The organism is uncultured Dokdonia sp. (assembly GCF_947496725.1).
Lineage (GTDB): Bacteria > Bacteroidota > Bacteroidia > Flavobacteriales > Flavobacteriaceae > Dokdonia.
In genome coordinates this window covers 140,083-157,792 of sequence record NZ_CANMDS010000006.1, presented here as the reverse complement: position 1 = coordinate 157,792, position 17,710 = coordinate 140,083, and the positions used below count along the sequence as shown (strand labels likewise).

Sequence of the window (17,710 nt, the reverse complement as noted above, 5' to 3'; positions counted from 1 at the left end):
GCTCCCTTTTTTACTATCTATACGGATAGATTATAGATTAAAAGTTTCTTTTACTTTCTCTACATAATCTAGTTTTTCCCAAGTAAAGAGTTCTACTTCAACTTCCTTTTTCTTGCCGTCAAAGCTTTCAAAAGTTTTTGTCACCACTTCGTTTGTACGTCCCATATGTCCATATGCTGCAGTCTCGCTGTATATAGGAGAGCGCAGTTTTAATCTGCTTTCTATTGCAGCTGGTCTCATATCAAAAAGTTCGGTTACCTTTTGAGCAATCTCACCATCAGATAGCGATACATTTGATGAACCGTAGGTATCTACAAAGATTCCCATAGGCTCAACAACACCTATTGCATAAGAGACTTGTACAAGTATCTCATCTGCTACTCCGGCAGCTACTAAGTTTTTTGCAATGTGACGCGTTGCATAAGCTGCAGAGCGGTCTACCTTTGATGGGTCTTTTCCAGAAAAAGCACCACCACCGTGAGCTCCTTTACCACCATACGTATCTACTATAATTTTACGACCTGTAAGACCTGTGTCTCCGTGAGGTCCACCTATCACAAACTTGCCCGTTGGGTTGATGTGATACTTAATATCATCATTAAAGAGCGCAGCGATATTTTCTGGTAGCATTCCTACTACGCGTGGTATAAGAATGTCTTGTATGTCACCACGTATGCGACCTAGCATTGCTTCATCTTCATCAAAGTCGTCGTGCTGTGTAGACACCACAATAGCTTCAATGCGTTGCGGCACGTTATCATCACTATACTCAATAGTAACTTGTGCTTTGGCATCTGGACGTAGGTAGGTAATCTCATCATCCTCACGGCGTAGTTTACCTAGTTCAATGAGTAATCTATGTGATAGCTCGAGAGCTAGTGGCATATAGTTTTCAGTTTCCTTAGTCGCATAGCCAAACATCATACCTTGGTCTCCTGCACCTTGCTCTTCTTTGCTCTCGCGGTCTACACCACGATTTATATCATCAGACTGCTCGTGTATGGCAGACAGTACACCACAAGAGTTACCGTCAAACATATACTCACCTTTTGTGTATCCTATCTTATTAATAGTCTCACGGGCAATTTTTTGAACATCTAGGTATGCATTAGACTTTACTTCTCCTGCAAGAACTACCTGCCCAGTTGTAACTAGGGTCTCGCAAGCAACTTTAGACTGCGTGTCAAAAGCAAGAAAGTTATCGATAAGTGCGTCAGAAATTTGATCTGCAATTTTATCAGGGTGTCCTTCAGAAACAGATTCTGAGGTAAATAAATAAGCCATTTTTTAATTTTTTGTCAAGAAGTAGATTTGACGAGTGCTGGGTAGAAACATAACACAAGAAATGTTAAAGTCTTGTGTTTGATTTTAGCCATTTTTTTTTGAGGTTGCAAGCAGTCAAATCTGTCCTCGTTATTATGGGGACAAAAGTAAAGAAACTTTAATGATATAAATAATCTATTACCCTACCAATCTGGTAGGGTAATGTTATTTTTTTGTGAAAATTTCCTAAGACCTATTTTCTGCTTTTACGGAGGGATTAGAAAAATAGTTTTATATATGGATTAAATGCAGTTTAATTTTTGTCTAATTGAATTTAACACAACTTTATTTAGAAAATTATTCTAAAAAGTTTGTTATTGTGAAATTGTTTTTACAATATTTGTGCTCACAAAGTTCAACAACTTATTGAAATGTTATCAAGAAAGGCTGAGGGAATGACCCTATGAAGCCTTAGCAACCCTTTCACTTAGAAAGAAGGTGCTACATTCTACCCAAGAGTCGCTCATTACCGAATCTTGAGGATAGATAACATCGAGCAGTACCGCTCAGGTACGTGCTTATGTTTTTTCTTATAATATTTTTCTTAAAAATCTTGAGAGCCTGTAAAAGGTTTAAGAGACGTTTGGCTTTTGTTTTTAATCCTTTCACACAAGGTGAGAGGGAATCTATTAAACTCAAAAAAAAAAGAAAAATGAGTACACAAAAATTAGCAACCAAAGCGTTGCACGCAGGACACGATTATGCAGCAAACGGAGGAACAAGAGCCGTGCCTATTTACCAGAGCACTGCCTACGTTTTTAATGATGCAGACCACGCAGCAAACCTTTTTAACCTCTCTGAGCCAGGTTTTATCTACACACGCCTTAATAACCCTACAAATGATGTGCTAGAGAAGCGCCTCACAGAGATAGAAGGAGGGCTGGCAGCTGTAGTAACCGCATCTGGTACTGCGGCAATTAACACCACGCTACTTACACTGTTAAAGCAAGGGGACCACGTAGTAGCTTCAAGTAGTCTCTATGGAGGAACGTATAATTTACTAAGTGTGACACTTCCTCGTTTTGGGATTACAACCACTTTTGTAGATCCTTCAGATCCAGAAAATTTTAAAAACGCAGCACAAGAAAATACCCGTGCCTTCTTTGTGGAGTCACTAGGTAACCCTAAGCTGGATGTATTAGATTTAAAAGGTATTTCCGCTTTCGCGAAAGCGCACAAAGTCCCTTTCATTGTAGATAACACGGTGGCAACTCCAGCGCTTCTTAACCCAATTGAGCACGGGGCAGATATCGTGATACACTCCCTTACAAAATACATAAACGGTAATGGTACCGCACTAGGTGGAGTGATTATAGATGCAGGAAAATTTGATTGGAGTAATGGTAAATTTCCTGAGTTTACAGAGCCATCTGCAGGTTATCACGGCTTAGTATACCACGATGCACTAGCAGAGGCAGCGTTTATTGCAAAGGTGCGCATAGAAGGATTGAGAGATCACGGTGCGGCATTAAGTCCATTTAATGCATTCCAAATTTTACAAGGACTAGAAACACTAGAAATTAGATTACAAAAGCACTCGCAAAATGCACTTGCACTTGCGCAGTGGCTAGAAACTCGTGATGAGGTGGCGTGGGTAAATTATCCAGGTCTTGTGTCAAGTAAGTACAATGATCTTGCACAGCAATACTTGCCTAAGGGGCAGAGTGGGATTGTAACCTTTGGTTTAAAAGGTGGTTTTGAAAGTGCAAAAACTATTGCAAACGAGACTAAGCTTTTCTCACTACTCGCAAATATAGGTGATAGTAAATCACTCATTATACACCCAGCGAGCACCACACACCAGCAACTCTCAGACCAAGAGCAAGAGGCAACTGGAGTAACTAAAGATCTCGTGCGTCTTTCTGTAGGTCTTGAAAATATAGAAGATCTTAAAGAAGATCTCGTAGCGGCTTTTGCGCGCGTAGATAAAACTGTTTTAGTGTAATTAATTGTGATGCTCCAGCTAGCTTTTTTGCCAGAGCTAGTTGGAGCTTTTTTACAATAAGTAGCCTTTCACCCCATCTTAAACTGCAATACATATGCTTAACATCGTATCCATATCATCTTTTACCACACGTTCTGGTTATCATTGTGATCTCGAAGTGTCATACCAGCTGGCAGGTCAGGTGCTAGGTACAGCTCCTGTAGTACTGGTTAATCACGCGCTCACGGGTAACTCTACCATAACCGGTAATAAGGGCTGGTGGAGTGATTTGATAGGTAAAGAAAAAGCTATAGACACAGGTTGCTACACCATATTATCTATAGATATACCAGGTAATGGCCACGCAAGCACGCAGCGTATTACAGCTTATAAAGAGTTTACAAATTATGACATTGCACGCATACACGGGGAGGTGCTACAGCATCTTAACATAACATCACTTTTTGCCGTTGTAGGTGGTTCCTTAGGAGGGCAGATAGCCTGGGAACTCGCAAGCCAACAGCCAAAGCTTATAAAACATTTAATACCTATTGCGACAGACTGGAAAGCGACAGACTGGGTGATAGCACAATGTCATATACAAGACAGCTTGCTTACCCATTCTAGCCAGCCCGTAGCAGATGCGCGTATGCACGCAATGACCTTTTATCGCACACCAGCTTCTTTTAAAGAGAAGTTTAATCGCAGTAAGCGCGATGAGCAATTATACAATACACAAAGCTGGCTTAATCACCACGGCATAAAACTCTCAGAACGTTTTTCGCTATCGGCATATAGGCTTATGAATCAGTTATTGCTTAGTGCAGATATTACACAAGGAAGCAAAGATTTTAAAGAGTCCCTGTGTGACTTTACCGGTACCGTGCATCAAGTAGCTATAGATACAGACGGACTTTTTCTAGCAGATGAGATGTATGAAACCCACTTGCAATTACAAGAGATGGGTGTCTCATCTACCTATGATGAGATTAAATCCATACACGGTCACGATGCCTTTTTAATAGAATATGAGCAGTTGTCAAGCTTTGTAAAACCCATTTTTTCAACACAATTATGTCACAAATAAACATCGCCATTTTTGGTATAGGTAATGTGGGGAGCACGCTCATCACACAGATTACAGATTTTAATAAAAAGTCTTCTAGTAAGCAGCTTAACATTTTTTGTATTGCAAACTCTACACTGGCATTATTTCAAAATGAGACGACAGGAAGCTGGAGTGCAGATTTTGAGAACCAATCACATCCATACACACTAGATGATATTTACGCTTACGCGAAAAAGTTAAAACAACAACAGGAGTCAAATCACGATGATAAAAGCTCGTTTATCGCGGTAGATGTCACTGCGAGTCCGCAGTTTGTAGAAAACTATGTAGCTCTCGTCGAAAATGGATTTCATATTGTAACGGCAAATAAAATTGCAAACACACGCTCGTATGATTTTTATAAAACCCTACGTAAATCCTTAAAACAGCACAACAAGAAGTTCTTATATGAAACAAATGTAGGAGCAGGACTGCCTATCATTGAGACCATAAAAAGTTTATACGATAGTGGTGAAGAAATACATAAGGTACGAGGTATATTTTCTGGCTCTCTTAGTTATTTGTTTAACACCTTTTCGGCAGAGGATAAGAGTTTTTCAGACATATTACTTGAGGCAGATGCGTTGGGACTCACTGAGCCAGATGCGAGAGAAGATCTATCTGGTAAAGACGTGGCACGCAAGCTCTTGATTTTAGGGAGAGAGGTAGGCCTCACAAAAGAGTTTGACGATGTAAAAGTACAATCACTTGTGCCTAAAGCTTTAAATGGTACCACTACCTTACCACAGTTTCGCGAAAGCGTAAAAACCCTTGATGCCATTTTTGAGAAAAGTAAATCCCAACTAGGAGCAAATGAAGTGTTGAGGCACGTAGGTGAGTTAGATTTAAAGACACAACAACTTGAAGTAAAACTAGTGCAAGAATCTAAGCACACAGCGCTGGGACAAACGCAAGGTGCAGATGCCGTTTTTGAAATTTATACAGACTCCTACGGCGATCACCCGCTAGTGATACAAGGAGCTGGCGCAGGAAAAGCGGTGACAGCAAGAGGCGTTCTGAGCGATATTTTAAAAATCACCACAAGTCTTAACTAGTTATGAGTGATTACCATCCAGATACACTTGCGATACGTACGCAAACAGAGCGTTCTTTACATCAAGAGCACTCAGCACCTGTGTACCTTACTTCTAGTTTTGTGTTTGATACGGCAGAAGAGATGAGAGCTTCCTTTGCAGAGGAGAAAAAAAGAAATATTTACAGTAGGTATACAAATCCCAACTGCGCAGAGCTTGTAAAAAAAATATGTTTGCTAGAAGGTGCAGCACAGGGAGTGACGTTTGCTACAGGGATGAGTGCTATTTTTAGCACATTTGCTGCTTTGTTAGATAGTGGAGATCACATACTTTCGGCAAGGGCTATTTTTGGAAATACACATACTCTGTTTACAAAGTATTTACCAAAATGGAATATTTCTCATACCTATTTTGATGGAACAAAACTAGATGACTTAGCATCAAAAGTACAACCTAATACAAAGGTGATTTATGTCGAGTCGCCTACTAACCCTGCAATAGATATAGTAGGCCTACAAGAACTGGGAGATTTTTCTAAAAAGCATAATCTTATTTTTATAGTAGATAATTGCTTTGCAACACCATATTTACAACAACCTATACGTTTTGGTGCGGATATTGTCATTCACTCGGCAACAAAACTCCTAGACGGTCAAGGTCGTACAATGGGTGGTATAACAGTAGGTAGTGCAGCGCTAATTGATAAGATTTATCGCTTTGCTAGAGTTACTGGACCTGCATTATCTCCTTTTAATGCGTGGACAATTTCAAAAAGTCTCGAAACGCTCTCGGTAAGAGTAGATCGTCATTGTAAAAATGCACTTGAGCTCGCAACACACTTAGAGAATCAACCTCAAATCAAAAAAGTCCGTTATCCCTTTTTACCATCACATCCTCAATATACACTTGCTCAAAAACAAATGAAAGCAGGAGGGAGTATTGTAACAATAGAACTTGCTGGCGGATTACAAAAAGGGCGTGATTTTTTAAATGCCATAAAGATGTGTTCGCTCACAGCAAACCTAGGAGATACCAGAACAATTGTAAGTCACCCTGCTAGCACTACCCACAGCAAGCTGTCGAGCGCTGAGCGCGATGAGGTAGGTATTTCAGATGGTCTTATCCGTATATCTGTAGGTTTAGAACATATAGAAGACATTAAAAATGATATTATCCAAGCACTAGAGAACTAATGGCAGCACAATTAAAAATGAACTTGAAAGAACGAATCCTCGTGCTAGATGGTGCGATGGGTACGATGCTACAGGCATATAATTTTAGTGAAGAAGATTTTAGAGGAGAGCGCTTTAAAGATTTTCATCGGTCTGTAAAAGGTAATAATGATTTACTGTCACTCACGCAGCCTGCCGCAATTGCAGAGGTGCACCGTAAATATTTTGAGGCTGGAGCAGATATTGTGGAGACTAACACCTTCTCGAGTACCACCATCGCAATGGCAGATTATGAGATGGAGGAGTATGTGTATGATTTAAATTACGCTTCCGCGAAAATTGCCAAAGATGTCGCTCAATCCATAACCACAAAAGAACCTCACAAACCACGATTTGTAGCAGGAAGCATAGGTCCTACAAATAAGACAGCGAGTATGTCGCCAGATGTAAATGACCCGGGGTATCGTGCCGTGAGTTTTGAAGAACTTAGAGTTGCTTATAAGCAGCAAGTAGAAGCCTTGCTAGACGGTGGTGTGGATTTGCTGCTGGTAGAAACTGTGTTTGACACGCTCAATGCAAAGGCTGCGCTTTTTGCGATAGATCAGGTAAAAGAGGAGCGAGCAATAGACACGCCAGTAATGATTTCGGGTACTATAACAGACGCTTCTGGTAGAACGCTTTCTGGGCAAACGGCAGAGGCATTTTTAATTTCAGTATCTCATATTCAGCTGTTGTCTGTTGGTTTTAACTGTGCGCTAGGCGCTAGTCAGCTGCAGCCACATCTAGAAGCCATAGCAAGTAAAACAGAAGTGGGTATTTCTGCACATCCTAATGCGGGATTGCCTAATGCTTTTGGTGAGTATGATGAAACACCAGAGCAAATGGCAACACAGATTAAAAAATATATCGATAAAAACCTTGTAAATATTGTGGGTGGCTGCTGTGGCACCACACCTGCACACATTAAAGCCATTGCTCAACTGGTAGCAAATGTAACCCCTAGAAAATGTAAGCTATAATGAATGTGACTCCTAGATATATGCGACTTTCTGGTCTTGAGCCTCTAGTGATTACGCCAGAAAGTAATTTTATAAATGTAGGAGAACGTACTAATGTTGCGGGATCAAGAAAGTTTTTGAGACTCATAAAAGAGCGACAATTTGAAGAAGCACTATCTGTTGCAAGAGATCAAGTAGAAAACGGCGCACAGATCATTGATATTAATATGGATGACGGTCTCATAGATGGTAAGGAGGCAATGGTGACCTTTTTAAATCTTGTGATTGCAGAGCCAGATATCGCGAGAGTGCCCATTATGATAGATAGCTCAAAATGGGAGATTATAGAAGCTGGCTTGCAGGTAGTACAAGGTAAATGTGTTGTAAACTCTATTTCTTTAAAAGAAGGAGCATCCATTTTTATACAGCAAGCAAAGGCTATCAAACGTTATGGTGCCGCTGTGATTGTAATGGCTTTTGACGAAGTAGGTCAGGCAGATACTTATGAGCGTCGCATTGAGATTGCAAAGCGCAGCTACGAGATTTTAATTAATGAGGTAAACTTCCCGGCAGAAGACATCATTTTTGATCTCAATATTTTTCCTGTGGCGACGGGTATGGATGAGCATAAACGCAATGCATTAGACTTTATAGAGAGCACGCGATGGGTAAAAAATAATTTACCTCATTGTAGTGTGAGTGGTGGTGTAAGTAATGTGTCTTTCAGTTTTAGAGGGAATAATGCCGTGCGCGAGGCGATGCACTCGGTGTTTTTGTATCACGCTATCGATGCAGGGATGAATATGGGTATCGTTAATCCCGCCTTGCTGGAGGTGTATGATGATATTCCAGCAGATTTACTAGAGCGTGTCGAAGATGTAATACTCAATAGAAGAGATGATGCAACAGAGCGCTTGCTCACATTTGCAGAGACCGTAGGTCAAAAAGAGTCTACACAAAAAGAAACCGAAGCCTGGCGAACAGAGGATGTGCAGAGCCGTATCACCAGAGCACTAGTAAAAGGAATAGATGCTTATATTCTGCAAGATGTAGAAGAGGCTAGACAAGCTGTAGATGCTCCTATCAAAGTGATAGAAGGTCACTTAATGACGGGTATGAATGTGGTGGGAGACCTTTTTGGGAGTGGGAAGATGTTTTTACCTCAAGTGGTAAAATCTGCCAGAGTGATGAAAAAAGCCGTTGCTTATTTATTGCCCTACATAGAAGAAGAGAAGCTGAGAAACGGTACCCAAGCTACGAGTCAGAGTGCGGGTAAAATTGTAATGGCGACCGTAAAAGGAGATGTGCACGACATAGGTAAAAACATCGTGAGCGTTGTGCTAGCTTGCAATAATTATGAGATTATAGACTTAGGTGTGATGGTGCCACCAGAAAAAATCATAGCCACCGCCCTTGCCGAAAATGCAGACATCATAGGTCTAAGTGGTTTGATTACACCTAGCCTTGATGAGATGGTTTATCTAGCCAAAGAGCTAGCAAGACAAGATATCAAAATCCCAGTTTTGATAGGTGGTGCGACCACAAGCAAGGCACACACCGCTGTAAAAATTGACACGCATTATGAGAGTGCTGTTGTGCACGTAAACGATGCCAGCAGGGCGGTGACTATTGTGGGTGATTTGTTACAGAAAGAAACAAGTGTTCTTTTTAAAAATAAACTGAAGGAGGAATATGCCCGCTTTCGCGAAAATTTTAACTCAAGACAACGCATTAAGGAATACTTGACGATTGAGCAGGCGAGAGCAAATAAATTAAAAATAGATTTTAAAGCCGAAGATATTGTCCCTCCAAAAGAACTAGGTGTACAGGTGATTGAACATTTAGATCTCAACGAACTGATGCCTTATATAGATTGGAGTCCATTTTTCAGGAGTTGGGATTTGCACGGTAGGTACCCAGAGATTTTGACAGATGAGGTGGTAGGAACACAAGCCAGCGAACTATTTGACGATGCACAAAAAATGCTCAAACAAATCATTGCCGAAAAATGGCTCACTGCCAAAGCGACTTTTGGACTTTTTAAAGCAAATGCAAATAACCAAGATGATATAATTCTAAGTCAAGAGCAGGGTGAAGATGCGGTGGTGTTTAGAACGCTCAGGCAACAATCAAAAAAGGCGGTAGGCAAGCCCAATATCGCGCTGTCAGATTTTATTGCTTCGCTCGATAGTGGATTGCAAGATTATATGGGTGCTTTTTGTGTTACAGCAGGATTTGGAACAGCTAGAAAGGCAAGAGAGTTTGAAGATGCGCTAGATGATTACAGCGCTATAATGATTAAAGCACTTGCAGATAGGCTCGCAGAAGCCTTTGCCGAATATCTACACAAGGAGGTACGCACAAAACACTGGGGATATGCCACCAGAGAAGCACTAGCTAATACAGATTTAATAAAAGAAAAATATCAAGGTATACGTCCAGCGCCAGGTTATCCCGCTTGTCCAGATCATTTGGAAAAAGAGACTATCTGGAAGTTGCTTGGCGTGGAAGAGTCAATAGGTGTTTCACTTACCGAAAGTTTGGCGATGTGGCCTGCGGCAAGTGTGAGTGGTTATTATTTTGGGCACCCTGAGGCGAGGTATTTCGGACTAGGAAAAATAAAAGAAGATCAAGTAAAGGACTATGCGAGCCGCAAAAATATTGCTTTCGCGAAAGCGGAAAAATGGCTCACCCCAAATATAGCAGAGTAGATTATGACAAAAGTAAGAGATCACATAGCAAAAGCAATAGCAGCGAAGAGAACCGATTTTTCTTTTGAAATCTTGCCGCCTCTTAAAGGGCAAAATATCAATACCATTTTTGATAATATAGATCCGCTTATGGAATTTAAACCGCCTTTTATAGATGTAACTTATCACCGTGAGGAATACATTTATAAGGAGCGTGAGGATGGATTGCTAGAGAAAAAGGTGGTGCGCAAGCGACCTGGTACCGTGGGTATTTGTGCTGCGATACAAAACCGCTATCAAGTAGATGCAGTACCACACGTGTTATGCGGAGGTTTTTCAAAAGAAGACACTGAGAATTTTTTGATAGATATGGATTTTCTAGGTATTGAGAATGTGATGGCCTTACGTGGTGATGCGGTAAAGAGTGAGACTTACTACAAGCCCAATAAAAACGGAAATATCTATGCGCAAGACCTTGTAGAGCAAATTATTGATTTGAACAACGGCACCTACCTAGATGAAGATTTGCAGAATAGCGCCAAAACAGACTTTTGCATAGGTGTGGCGGGATATCCAGAGAAACACTTGGAAGCGCCCAGTCTTGAAAGTGACATTCATTTTTTAAAGAAAAAGCTAGAAGCTGGTGCCTGTTATGTGGTGACCCAAATGTTTTTTGACAATCAGAAATACTTCGACTTTGTAGAAAAATGTAGAGCCGCGGGTATCACAAAACCTATTATACCAGGACTCAAGCCGCTGGCGACAAAGAAGCAACTCAATTTAATTCCGCAACGCTTTAGCGTAGACGTGCCAGATGCACTAGTAATGGAAGTTGTAAAAGCCAAAGATACTGCTGCCATACGCCAGATAGGGATAGAGTGGTGCATACAGCAGAGCAAGGAGTTGCAAGCTGCTGGAGTGCCTGTACTTCATTATTACTCAATGGGTAAAAGTGATAATATTAGACAGATAGCAGCGGCTGTTTTTTAAAAATTAATCTAATGGAGATACTACATTTTTTAACGCTATTAGGTAGCATAAGTGTGGCCGCAACTGCACATAGACCTTTTGCATATGGCTTGCTTACGCATTTCGGTATGGAATTGCCAAAAACCAGAAAAGAACATAAGGTAAGAGCATACGCAGTCAAGCTATGGGCTAGGTATGTGATAAAGGCAGCAACTGCTGTAACAGGCGTTCAGTATCTGTGTTACCTAGTAGACCCTATTGCATCTTTTTTTATAGCTGTTGCATTGTGGGTAGTGATTTTTGGGTATGCAATATGGTTAATACCTATGAGAGTGGAGCGTTATGGTAATAGCTTGCGCGAGGTACGCCTTATGGGAATCCCAGAGGTATATGGTGCGTGTAGACTTGCGGGATAGTTAGGTATTCTCTAATATGGTATTACGATTTTATAACTTTAAGTGGTTTAAGAGGTTTACCATCTGCAATGATATTTACAACATAAACTCCAGGAGCATAGGGCGAAATATCAAGGTTATTTAATTGATTAATATCATATGTAGTCTTAGAGCCTATAATTTGGCCGGTCATAGATGATATTGTAACTGAAACTTTGTGAAAGGTCTCATTAAGTAAGATGTCGAAATATCCGCTAGATGTAGGGTTTGGAAAAGCAGCTCTAATTTTTTCAGGTTGTACGTTTCGCTCGTTATCAATTCTAACACCAATGGCTTTTGCAATACATCTAGCAATTGAGTGAAATTTACAACCACCAATCACTTTTTGTTCGGTCTTTATATTTTGCGCATAAACTATAACTTCTTCCAGATTGTTATTATCTAACTTAATGTTCAAAGTGTTTGAGTGGGTGACTTTAATTTCTCTGGCATTAAAACCCACGTGAGAGATTAATAAAATATCATTTGTCTCTGCACTTAATGTAAAATGGCCGTTCTCGTCTGTAATACTTCCTTTCTCGGATCCTTTAATTGTAACCGTGGCAAATGCTAGAGGTGTTTCATCACCATAAATAGTTCCAGCAATTTTTACTTGGGCAATTATATTTAATATAGGTATTAGTGTGAATAGAAGTGCGATAACGGTTCTCATAACTCTTAGTGTTTTTGATTGCTCGACAAACATACTAGCCCTCTATATTTTTTTAAATCTGGAATGAGTGAAGTGGCCTTTTTAATGAGTAAAAAATCCTCTAGCGCCAAATTCTGTAATTCCGCTTTCGCGAAAGCGCAATAAAAAACAGGCTCTCTATAAAAGAAAGCCTGCTGCATATTATATACCTCGTCTCAAAGACGAAAAAAGGTAACCTATTTCTTAGCTAAGAAAGGGTATCTGTAATCTGTAGGAGTAACAAATGTTTCCTTAATCATACGTGGGCTTACCCAACGTAGTAGGTTTAAAGCAGATCCTGCTTTGTCATTTGTTCCAGAAGCACGTGCTCCCCCAAAAGGTTGTTGCCCTACAACAGCTCCCGTAGGCTTATCGTTTATATAGAAGTTACCAGCGGCATTTTTAAGTGCTTTTGTAGCTTCTTGTATTGCATAACGATCTGTTGCTAGTATTGCTCCAGTAAGTGCATACTCACTAGTGCTGTCTACAAGCTTAAGCATCTCGCTCCAGTCTTTATCTTCATATACATAAATAGTCATCACTGGGCCAAAAAGCTCTGTGTGCATTGTTGTATAGTTAGGATCTGTAGTGACAATAACGGTAGGCTCTATAAAGTACCCTTTTTTCTTATCGTGACCACCACCTACTATAATCTCTGCGTTTGCATCTTCTTTTGCCTGGTCAATGTATTTTGCAAGCTTATCAAAAGATCCTTCGTGTATCACAGCAGTGATAAAGTTGCTCATATCTTCTGGAGATCCCATTTTAAAAGACTTTACGTCTTCTATCACAAGCTCTTTAATTTCTTCCCAAGAAGATGCTGGTATGTACCCGCGACTTGCAGCACTACATTTTTGACCTTGGAACTCAAACGCTCCACGAGAGATGGCTGTTGCCACTTGTTTTGCTGGTGCAGTAGGGTGTGCAACGATAAAATCTTTACCACCGGTCTCACCTACAATGCGAGGGTAGGTTTTATAGTTATGTATGTTTTCTCCTATCTTTTTCCACACATCTTTAAATACGTGTGTAGATCCTGTAAAGTGTAATCCAGAAAAATCTGGGCTTGCAAGTACAGTATCTGTAATCATTACTGGATCACCGTGTACAACTTGTATCACACCATCTGGCACACCTGCCTCACGGAAGATGTCAAGTATAATCTTTGCAGAAAGCATCTGGCTATCTGAAGGTTTCCATACTACTACATTACCCATAAGTGCACAAGCAGCAGGAAGGTTTGCCGCGATGGCTGTAAAGTTAAAAGGAGTAATTGCATAGATAAATCCTTCTAGCGGGCGATATTCTAGTCTATTCCAAGCTCCAGAGGTAGACTCTGGCTGCTCGTTATAGATATCTGTCATAAACTGCACGTTAAAACGTAAAAAGTCTATAAGCTCACAAGCAGCATCAATCTCTGCTTGGTAAATCGTTTTAGACTGGTTAATCATTGTTGCAGCATTAATCTTTGCGCGGTATGGCCCTGCGATAAGCTCTGCAGCTTTTAAGAAAATACCAGCACGTTGCTCCCAAGGAAGCTCTGCCCACTCCGTGCGAGCCTCAAGTGCCCCAGCGATAGCCTGGTCAATGTGTGTTTTTTCGGCAAGGTGAAACTCACCTACCACCTTCTTGTGATCGTGCGGTGGCGTGATAGGTTGTGTATTTTTAGTACGCACCTCTTTACCGTTTATGTACATAGGTACTTCGGTATGTGCGTTAAATAACTCTTTATAAGCTGCGGCAACGGCCTCGCGTTCTGGAGAGCCTGGTGCATACGATTTTACCTCTTCGTTTACAGCGATTGGAACTTGAAAAAATCCTTTTCCCATAGTGGTGTTTGGTTTTAATTTTTTGGTAGTGCAAAAGTACAAATTCTATTGCGATAGCTCAGCGGTTTGGCAATACTGTAACAGTTGGGGTTTTTTACGCTTTCGCGAAAGCAAAATAGAAGACAATCACATCTAGATTTGTGAAGATCACATTTTAATGTAAGTGAGGCAATGGTAGACAGTCATACTACAAAATAATGGGTATCGAAACCGCAAGTGTAGGCTTTTTCGTAAGTTGCAAACAGAACTTACGACCCATAAAGAATGTGCACAGTTACTTATATACCTAAAAAAGATAACACTTTTATTCTAACCTCTAACCGTGACGAGGCTTATGGAAGAACCACACTTGCGCCTAGCTTTTATGATATAGATGGGGTAAAAATGCTGTTTCCAAAAGATGCCGTAGCCGGAGGATCGTGGATAGGAGTTTCAGAAAAAAATACAATGATTTGCCTTCTTAATGGAGGGTTTGAAAATCATATCAAGGTTGAGGATTATAAGATGAGTAGAGGCGTAGTGGTAAAAGAACTACTTAAGTCTGATGATTTAACGACTTCTATAAATGATTTTGACTATGAGGGAATTGAGCCCTTTACCATTATCGCTATAGATTGGAACACTGGTCTCAAGGCAACAGAACTGGTTTGGGATGGAGTGAAGGCTCATATAAGCGAACTAGATGATTTACCAAAAATATGGTCTTCTTCTACACTGTATACTACAGAGATGAAGGAGAAGCGTAAAAAGTGGTTTAAAACATTTGCTCAAAATACTGATTGGAGTAGTGAGCAATTATCAAGTTTTCACACCACAGCTGGTGAGGGAGATGAAAAGGTAGATCTTAAAATGAATCGCGGTAAACTAGGAACCGTAAGTGTTACCCAAGTAGAAAAGACTAAGGAAGATTGTATAATGACCTACCGCGATTTACAAAAGGATGAGGTGCACATTACTAACTTTGATACAGTTGCTGTTTGAAAAATACAGGTAAAATAATAGTGCTTGCTTTTCCAGATACTTTTGTAAAAATGTCTGATGAGCTTATGTGTAAAATATTACCACTGGTAGGCTTAGGCACACGCACACATATTAAAGCAGGTCACGCTGCGCTGGTTCTTATAGAAAATGAAACGGGTGTGGCTCAGTACTTTGATTTTGGCAGGTATATTACTCCTCCAGGCAAGGGAAGAGTGCGTGGGGCTCTTACAGATGTAGAGCTAGTTGTGCCCGTAAAAGCTCAGATAAAAAATCATAAATTAATTAATCTTAATGAGCTTTTATTATGGCTAGAAGCGCATCCAGAAAAAACACACGGGGAGGGTCGTCTTGTTGCATCCTTATGTGATACGGTAGATTATGATAAAGCTCACTCATATATAATGGATCTCCAAGGGCAAGGGAGTATTCCTTACAAAGCCTTTGGGAAAGTGGGAAGTAACTGTGCAAGATTTGTGACAGACACGATTCTAGCTAGTACAAATAATAACTCCATCATAAAATATCTTAAGCGCAATAAGAAATTTACTCCCAGCACCGTGGGTAATGTAGAGCGTAGTGCATCACAAGACGGGGTGTATGAGGTGTATAATGGGTGTATAAAACCATACACATCTACAGCCTTAAAAGAAAACCTCACAAACTTCTTTGACCGAAAGGTTCCTGAGGTTCTTGATCAAGATGGGATAAGTATTGAGGTGCCAGAAGGAGCTACCTTTCTAGATGGGACGGGTAGCGGAGCTTACTTTTATTTAGAAGTCCAGGGTGATAAGACTAAGGCATTAGTAAAAAGATATACAGAGCGTGGAGTGCAAGACTTTTGTGGCATTACACAATTGCCAGAAGGGTTTGATGCTACACAACCTTATAAGTTTGTTTATGATAGTAACTGTTTATACTGTACAATACAACAGGGAGAAGAGATTTTTCGCCTTGAGCTTACAGGGCAAACGGCAGCTAGTTTAATGCAAAAGGTGCGCTCAGCTTAAAGGCAGGTATTTTTACTCTGAATTTTTTTGTGGTTGTAAAGTTTACCATCTGGTAATGCCCTTCCATAGAGCCAAAGGGAGATGTAAGTAAGCAACCAGAACTATAGGTGTGGCTTTCGCCGGGTTTCAAAACAGGTTTTTTACCTATCACACCCTCGCCATTTACGACTTCGGGAGTGTTAAGAGCGTCTTGTATTTTCCAGTGACGTGCCATAAGTTGCACGCTATCTTTACTCTGGTTATCTATGGTTACTTTGTAGCCAAAGGCGAAGTGCATTTTATAGTTTTTATAAAACGTGCCCTCAAAGGTAGTCTCTACCGAAATCTTTATGCCTCTAGTTACTTGTTGTACCATTTTAAAATAAAAATGCGGTAATCGCAAAGAAGATTACTGCAAATAATGTCGCTCCTAAATAGAATACTATGTTTAAAAATACAAATTTTAGAATTGTCCACCTGCGTTTTTGTTTGTAAAAATTACGCAACGCCTTGTAAAAGTAAAACGGACCCACAAGAATGAGTAATAGAGATGCAACTATTTCATCTCCAATAAGTAGGTCTGGAATAAGAGCAATGAGCAATACTAAAAACACCCAGCTGAATATGTGAAATATGAAGACTAAGTGCTCCATATAATTGAACTTCTTCTTTGAATAAATTAGCCATAAGAAAAGCGCAAAAATAGGTGCAAAAAAGAATAAGAAAAACGGAATCTTAGAAGCTAGAAATCTTAAAAAACGAGCCGGATTATCCTTAACGCGTTTTATATCCTCATTCTTGCTATATAAAAATACGTTTGTTCTGGTCTTGCTATATTTTAAGCTATCTAGAGCTTCTTGTGGGTCACTTATGTCTGTGTATTCATAAAAGTCGTAAAATATCTCGCCTTTTGTAAATATGTTCTCAAGATAGATCCCGTTTATGGAGCTTTCGGCTCTTGTGTCATATGGTACTTTTACGATGGAGTCTTTTTTTGCTTCTTGTGCTTGTTTTCTCTCTTTTAGCTTTTTTACACTCTTCTCTACAGTGTTGTTTATTTTTTCTTCAAGGAGTTGTGCTTCTTCATTGTTGAGGTTTTGAAGCTCGTTGAGATTAATGTCTTTTGTGATTTCTTTTATGGAGTCTATATCGTCTTTGGCTTGGTCTACATTGAGTTGCACGACACCCTCATCTGTAAAATCTAAGTCATTATTACCGTTTATAAAACCTATGATTGCGAGTAATATAAAATAAGAAATGGACGCACTCAGAAAAAACCGAAAGGGGTTTGCATATTTGAGGCGCTTCCCTTCTACATAGTACCTTGTGATGGTTCCTGGTTTAAAAAGTAGATCTTTAACGGTATATCTAAAACGGGAGTCATAAGTAAACACACTCAGTACAAACTCATTAAAGAAATCTTTTATGGTGAGCCGTTTTGTCGTGTTAATTTGCCCGCAGTATGCACAATAACGATCGGTAAGGTCTAGCGGGTGCCCGCAGTTAAGGCACTCAACGCCACGATATTTCATCGCCTTACGTGAGTTAGATTTTACAGGTGTTTCCTTCAT

15 protein-coding genes and 1 riboswitch are annotated in these 17,710 nt (G+C 40.1%); of the genes, 10 read left to right on the top strand and 5 right to left on the bottom strand.

What is annotated here, in order from left to right; all coding sequences use genetic code 11:
- Window positions 1-30: 30 nt before the first annotated feature.
- A complete protein-coding gene (metK, locus tag Q0948_RS13500; protein ID WP_298353783.1) occupies window positions 31-1,284 on the bottom strand; it encodes a methionine adenosyltransferase in 1,254 nt (417 codons plus the stop codon).
- Between the two features lie 410 nt (window positions 1,285-1,694).
- Window positions 1,695-1,816, top strand: a riboswitch (SAM riboswitch).
- Between the two features lie 159 nt (window positions 1,817-1,975).
- Between metK and Q0948_RS13495 the strand changes: the two genes are divergently transcribed.
- The 8 genes from Q0948_RS13495 to Q0948_RS13460 all read left to right on the top strand — a co-directional run bounded on the left by Q0948_RS13495 (window position 1,976) and on the right by Q0948_RS13460 (window position 11,634).
- On the top strand, window positions 1,976-3,268 hold the full coding sequence (locus Q0948_RS13495; RefSeq protein ID WP_298353781.1) for an O-acetylhomoserine aminocarboxypropyltransferase/cysteine synthase family protein: 1,293 nt from the start codon (window positions 1,976-1,978) through the stop codon (window positions 3,266-3,268).
- A 94-nt stretch (window positions 3,269-3,362) separates the two neighbouring features.
- A complete protein-coding gene (locus Q0948_RS13490) occupies window positions 3,363-4,334 on the top strand; it encodes an alpha/beta fold hydrolase (RefSeq protein WP_298353778.1) in 972 nt (323 codons plus the stop codon).
- The gene (locus Q0948_RS13485) at window positions 4,322-5,410 is read left to right on the top strand and encodes an aspartate kinase (RefSeq protein WP_298353775.1); all 1,089 of its coding nucleotides are present in this window, start codon (window positions 4,322-4,324) and stop codon (window positions 5,408-5,410) included. The genes Q0948_RS13490 and Q0948_RS13485 overlap by 13 nt, the downstream gene beginning before the upstream one ends.
- A gap of 2 nt (window positions 5,411-5,412) precedes the next feature.
- Window positions 5,413-6,582 (top strand): aminotransferase class I/II-fold pyridoxal phosphate-dependent enzyme, encoded by a 1,170-nt coding sequence (locus Q0948_RS13480; protein ID WP_298353772.1) that lies wholly within the window; start codon window positions 5,413-5,415, stop codon window positions 6,580-6,582.
- A complete protein-coding gene (locus Q0948_RS13475) occupies window positions 6,582-7,580 on the top strand; it encodes a homocysteine S-methyltransferase family protein (protein WP_298353769.1) in 999 nt (332 codons plus the stop codon). The genes Q0948_RS13480 and Q0948_RS13475 overlap by 1 nt, the downstream gene beginning before the upstream one ends.
- On the top strand, window positions 7,580-10,270 hold the full coding sequence (gene metH, locus Q0948_RS13470; RefSeq protein WP_298353766.1) for a methionine synthase: 2,691 nt from the start codon (window positions 7,580-7,582) through the stop codon (window positions 10,268-10,270). The genes Q0948_RS13475 and metH overlap by 1 nt, the downstream gene beginning before the upstream one ends.
- A gap of 3 nt (window positions 10,271-10,273) precedes the next feature.
- Window positions 10,274-11,239: a methylenetetrahydrofolate reductase [NAD(P)H] gene (gene metF, locus Q0948_RS13465; protein ID WP_298353763.1), complete on the top strand. Its 966-nt coding sequence runs from the start codon at window positions 10,274-10,276 to the stop codon at window positions 11,237-11,239.
- Window positions 11,240-11,250: 11 nt separating this feature from the next.
- Window positions 11,251-11,634, top strand: coding sequence for a hypothetical protein (locus Q0948_RS13460; RefSeq protein ID WP_298353759.1), 384 nt, complete (start codon window positions 11,251-11,253; stop codon window positions 11,632-11,634).
- 22 nt (window positions 11,635-11,656) lie between these two features.
- Here Q0948_RS13460 and Q0948_RS13455 read toward each other — a convergent pair whose 3' ends face one another.
- Both Q0948_RS13455 and pruA read right to left on the bottom strand, forming a co-directional pair.
- A complete protein-coding gene (locus tag Q0948_RS13455; RefSeq protein ID WP_298353757.1) occupies window positions 11,657-12,325 on the bottom strand; it encodes a carboxypeptidase-like regulatory domain-containing protein in 669 nt (222 codons plus the stop codon).
- Window positions 12,326-12,540: 215 nt separating this feature from the next.
- Window positions 12,541-14,172 (bottom strand): L-glutamate gamma-semialdehyde dehydrogenase, encoded by a 1,632-nt coding sequence (gene pruA / locus Q0948_RS13450; RefSeq protein ID WP_021778063.1) that lies wholly within the window; start codon window positions 14,170-14,172, stop codon window positions 12,541-12,543.
- A 264-nt stretch (window positions 14,173-14,436) separates the two neighbouring features.
- On the opposite strand from pruA, the gene Q0948_RS13445 reads away from it, so the two are divergent.
- A complete protein-coding gene (locus Q0948_RS13445; RefSeq protein WP_021778064.1) occupies window positions 14,437-15,153 on the top strand; it encodes an NRDE family protein in 717 nt (238 codons plus the stop codon).
- On the top strand, window positions 15,150-16,160 hold the full coding sequence (locus Q0948_RS13440) for a DUF6695 family protein (RefSeq protein WP_298353752.1): 1,011 nt from the start codon (window positions 15,150-15,152) through the stop codon (window positions 16,158-16,160). Before Q0948_RS13445 ends, Q0948_RS13440 begins: the two co-directional genes overlap by 4 nt.
- Here Q0948_RS13440 and apaG read toward each other — a convergent pair.
- Together apaG and Q0948_RS13430 are read right to left on the bottom strand one after the other, a co-directional pair.
- Window positions 16,129-16,515, bottom strand: a complete 387-nt coding sequence (gene apaG, locus Q0948_RS13435; RefSeq protein ID WP_021778066.1) for a Co2+/Mg2+ efflux protein ApaG — start codon at window positions 16,513-16,515, stop codon at window positions 16,129-16,131. The two genes, Q0948_RS13440 and apaG, sit on opposite strands and share 32 nt — an antisense overlap.
- Window position 16,516: 1 nt before the next feature.
- Complete coding sequence (locus tag Q0948_RS13430) at window positions 16,517-17,710, bottom strand: DUF3667 domain-containing protein (RefSeq protein ID WP_298353749.1); 1,194 nt, start codon at window positions 17,708-17,710, stop codon at window positions 16,517-16,519.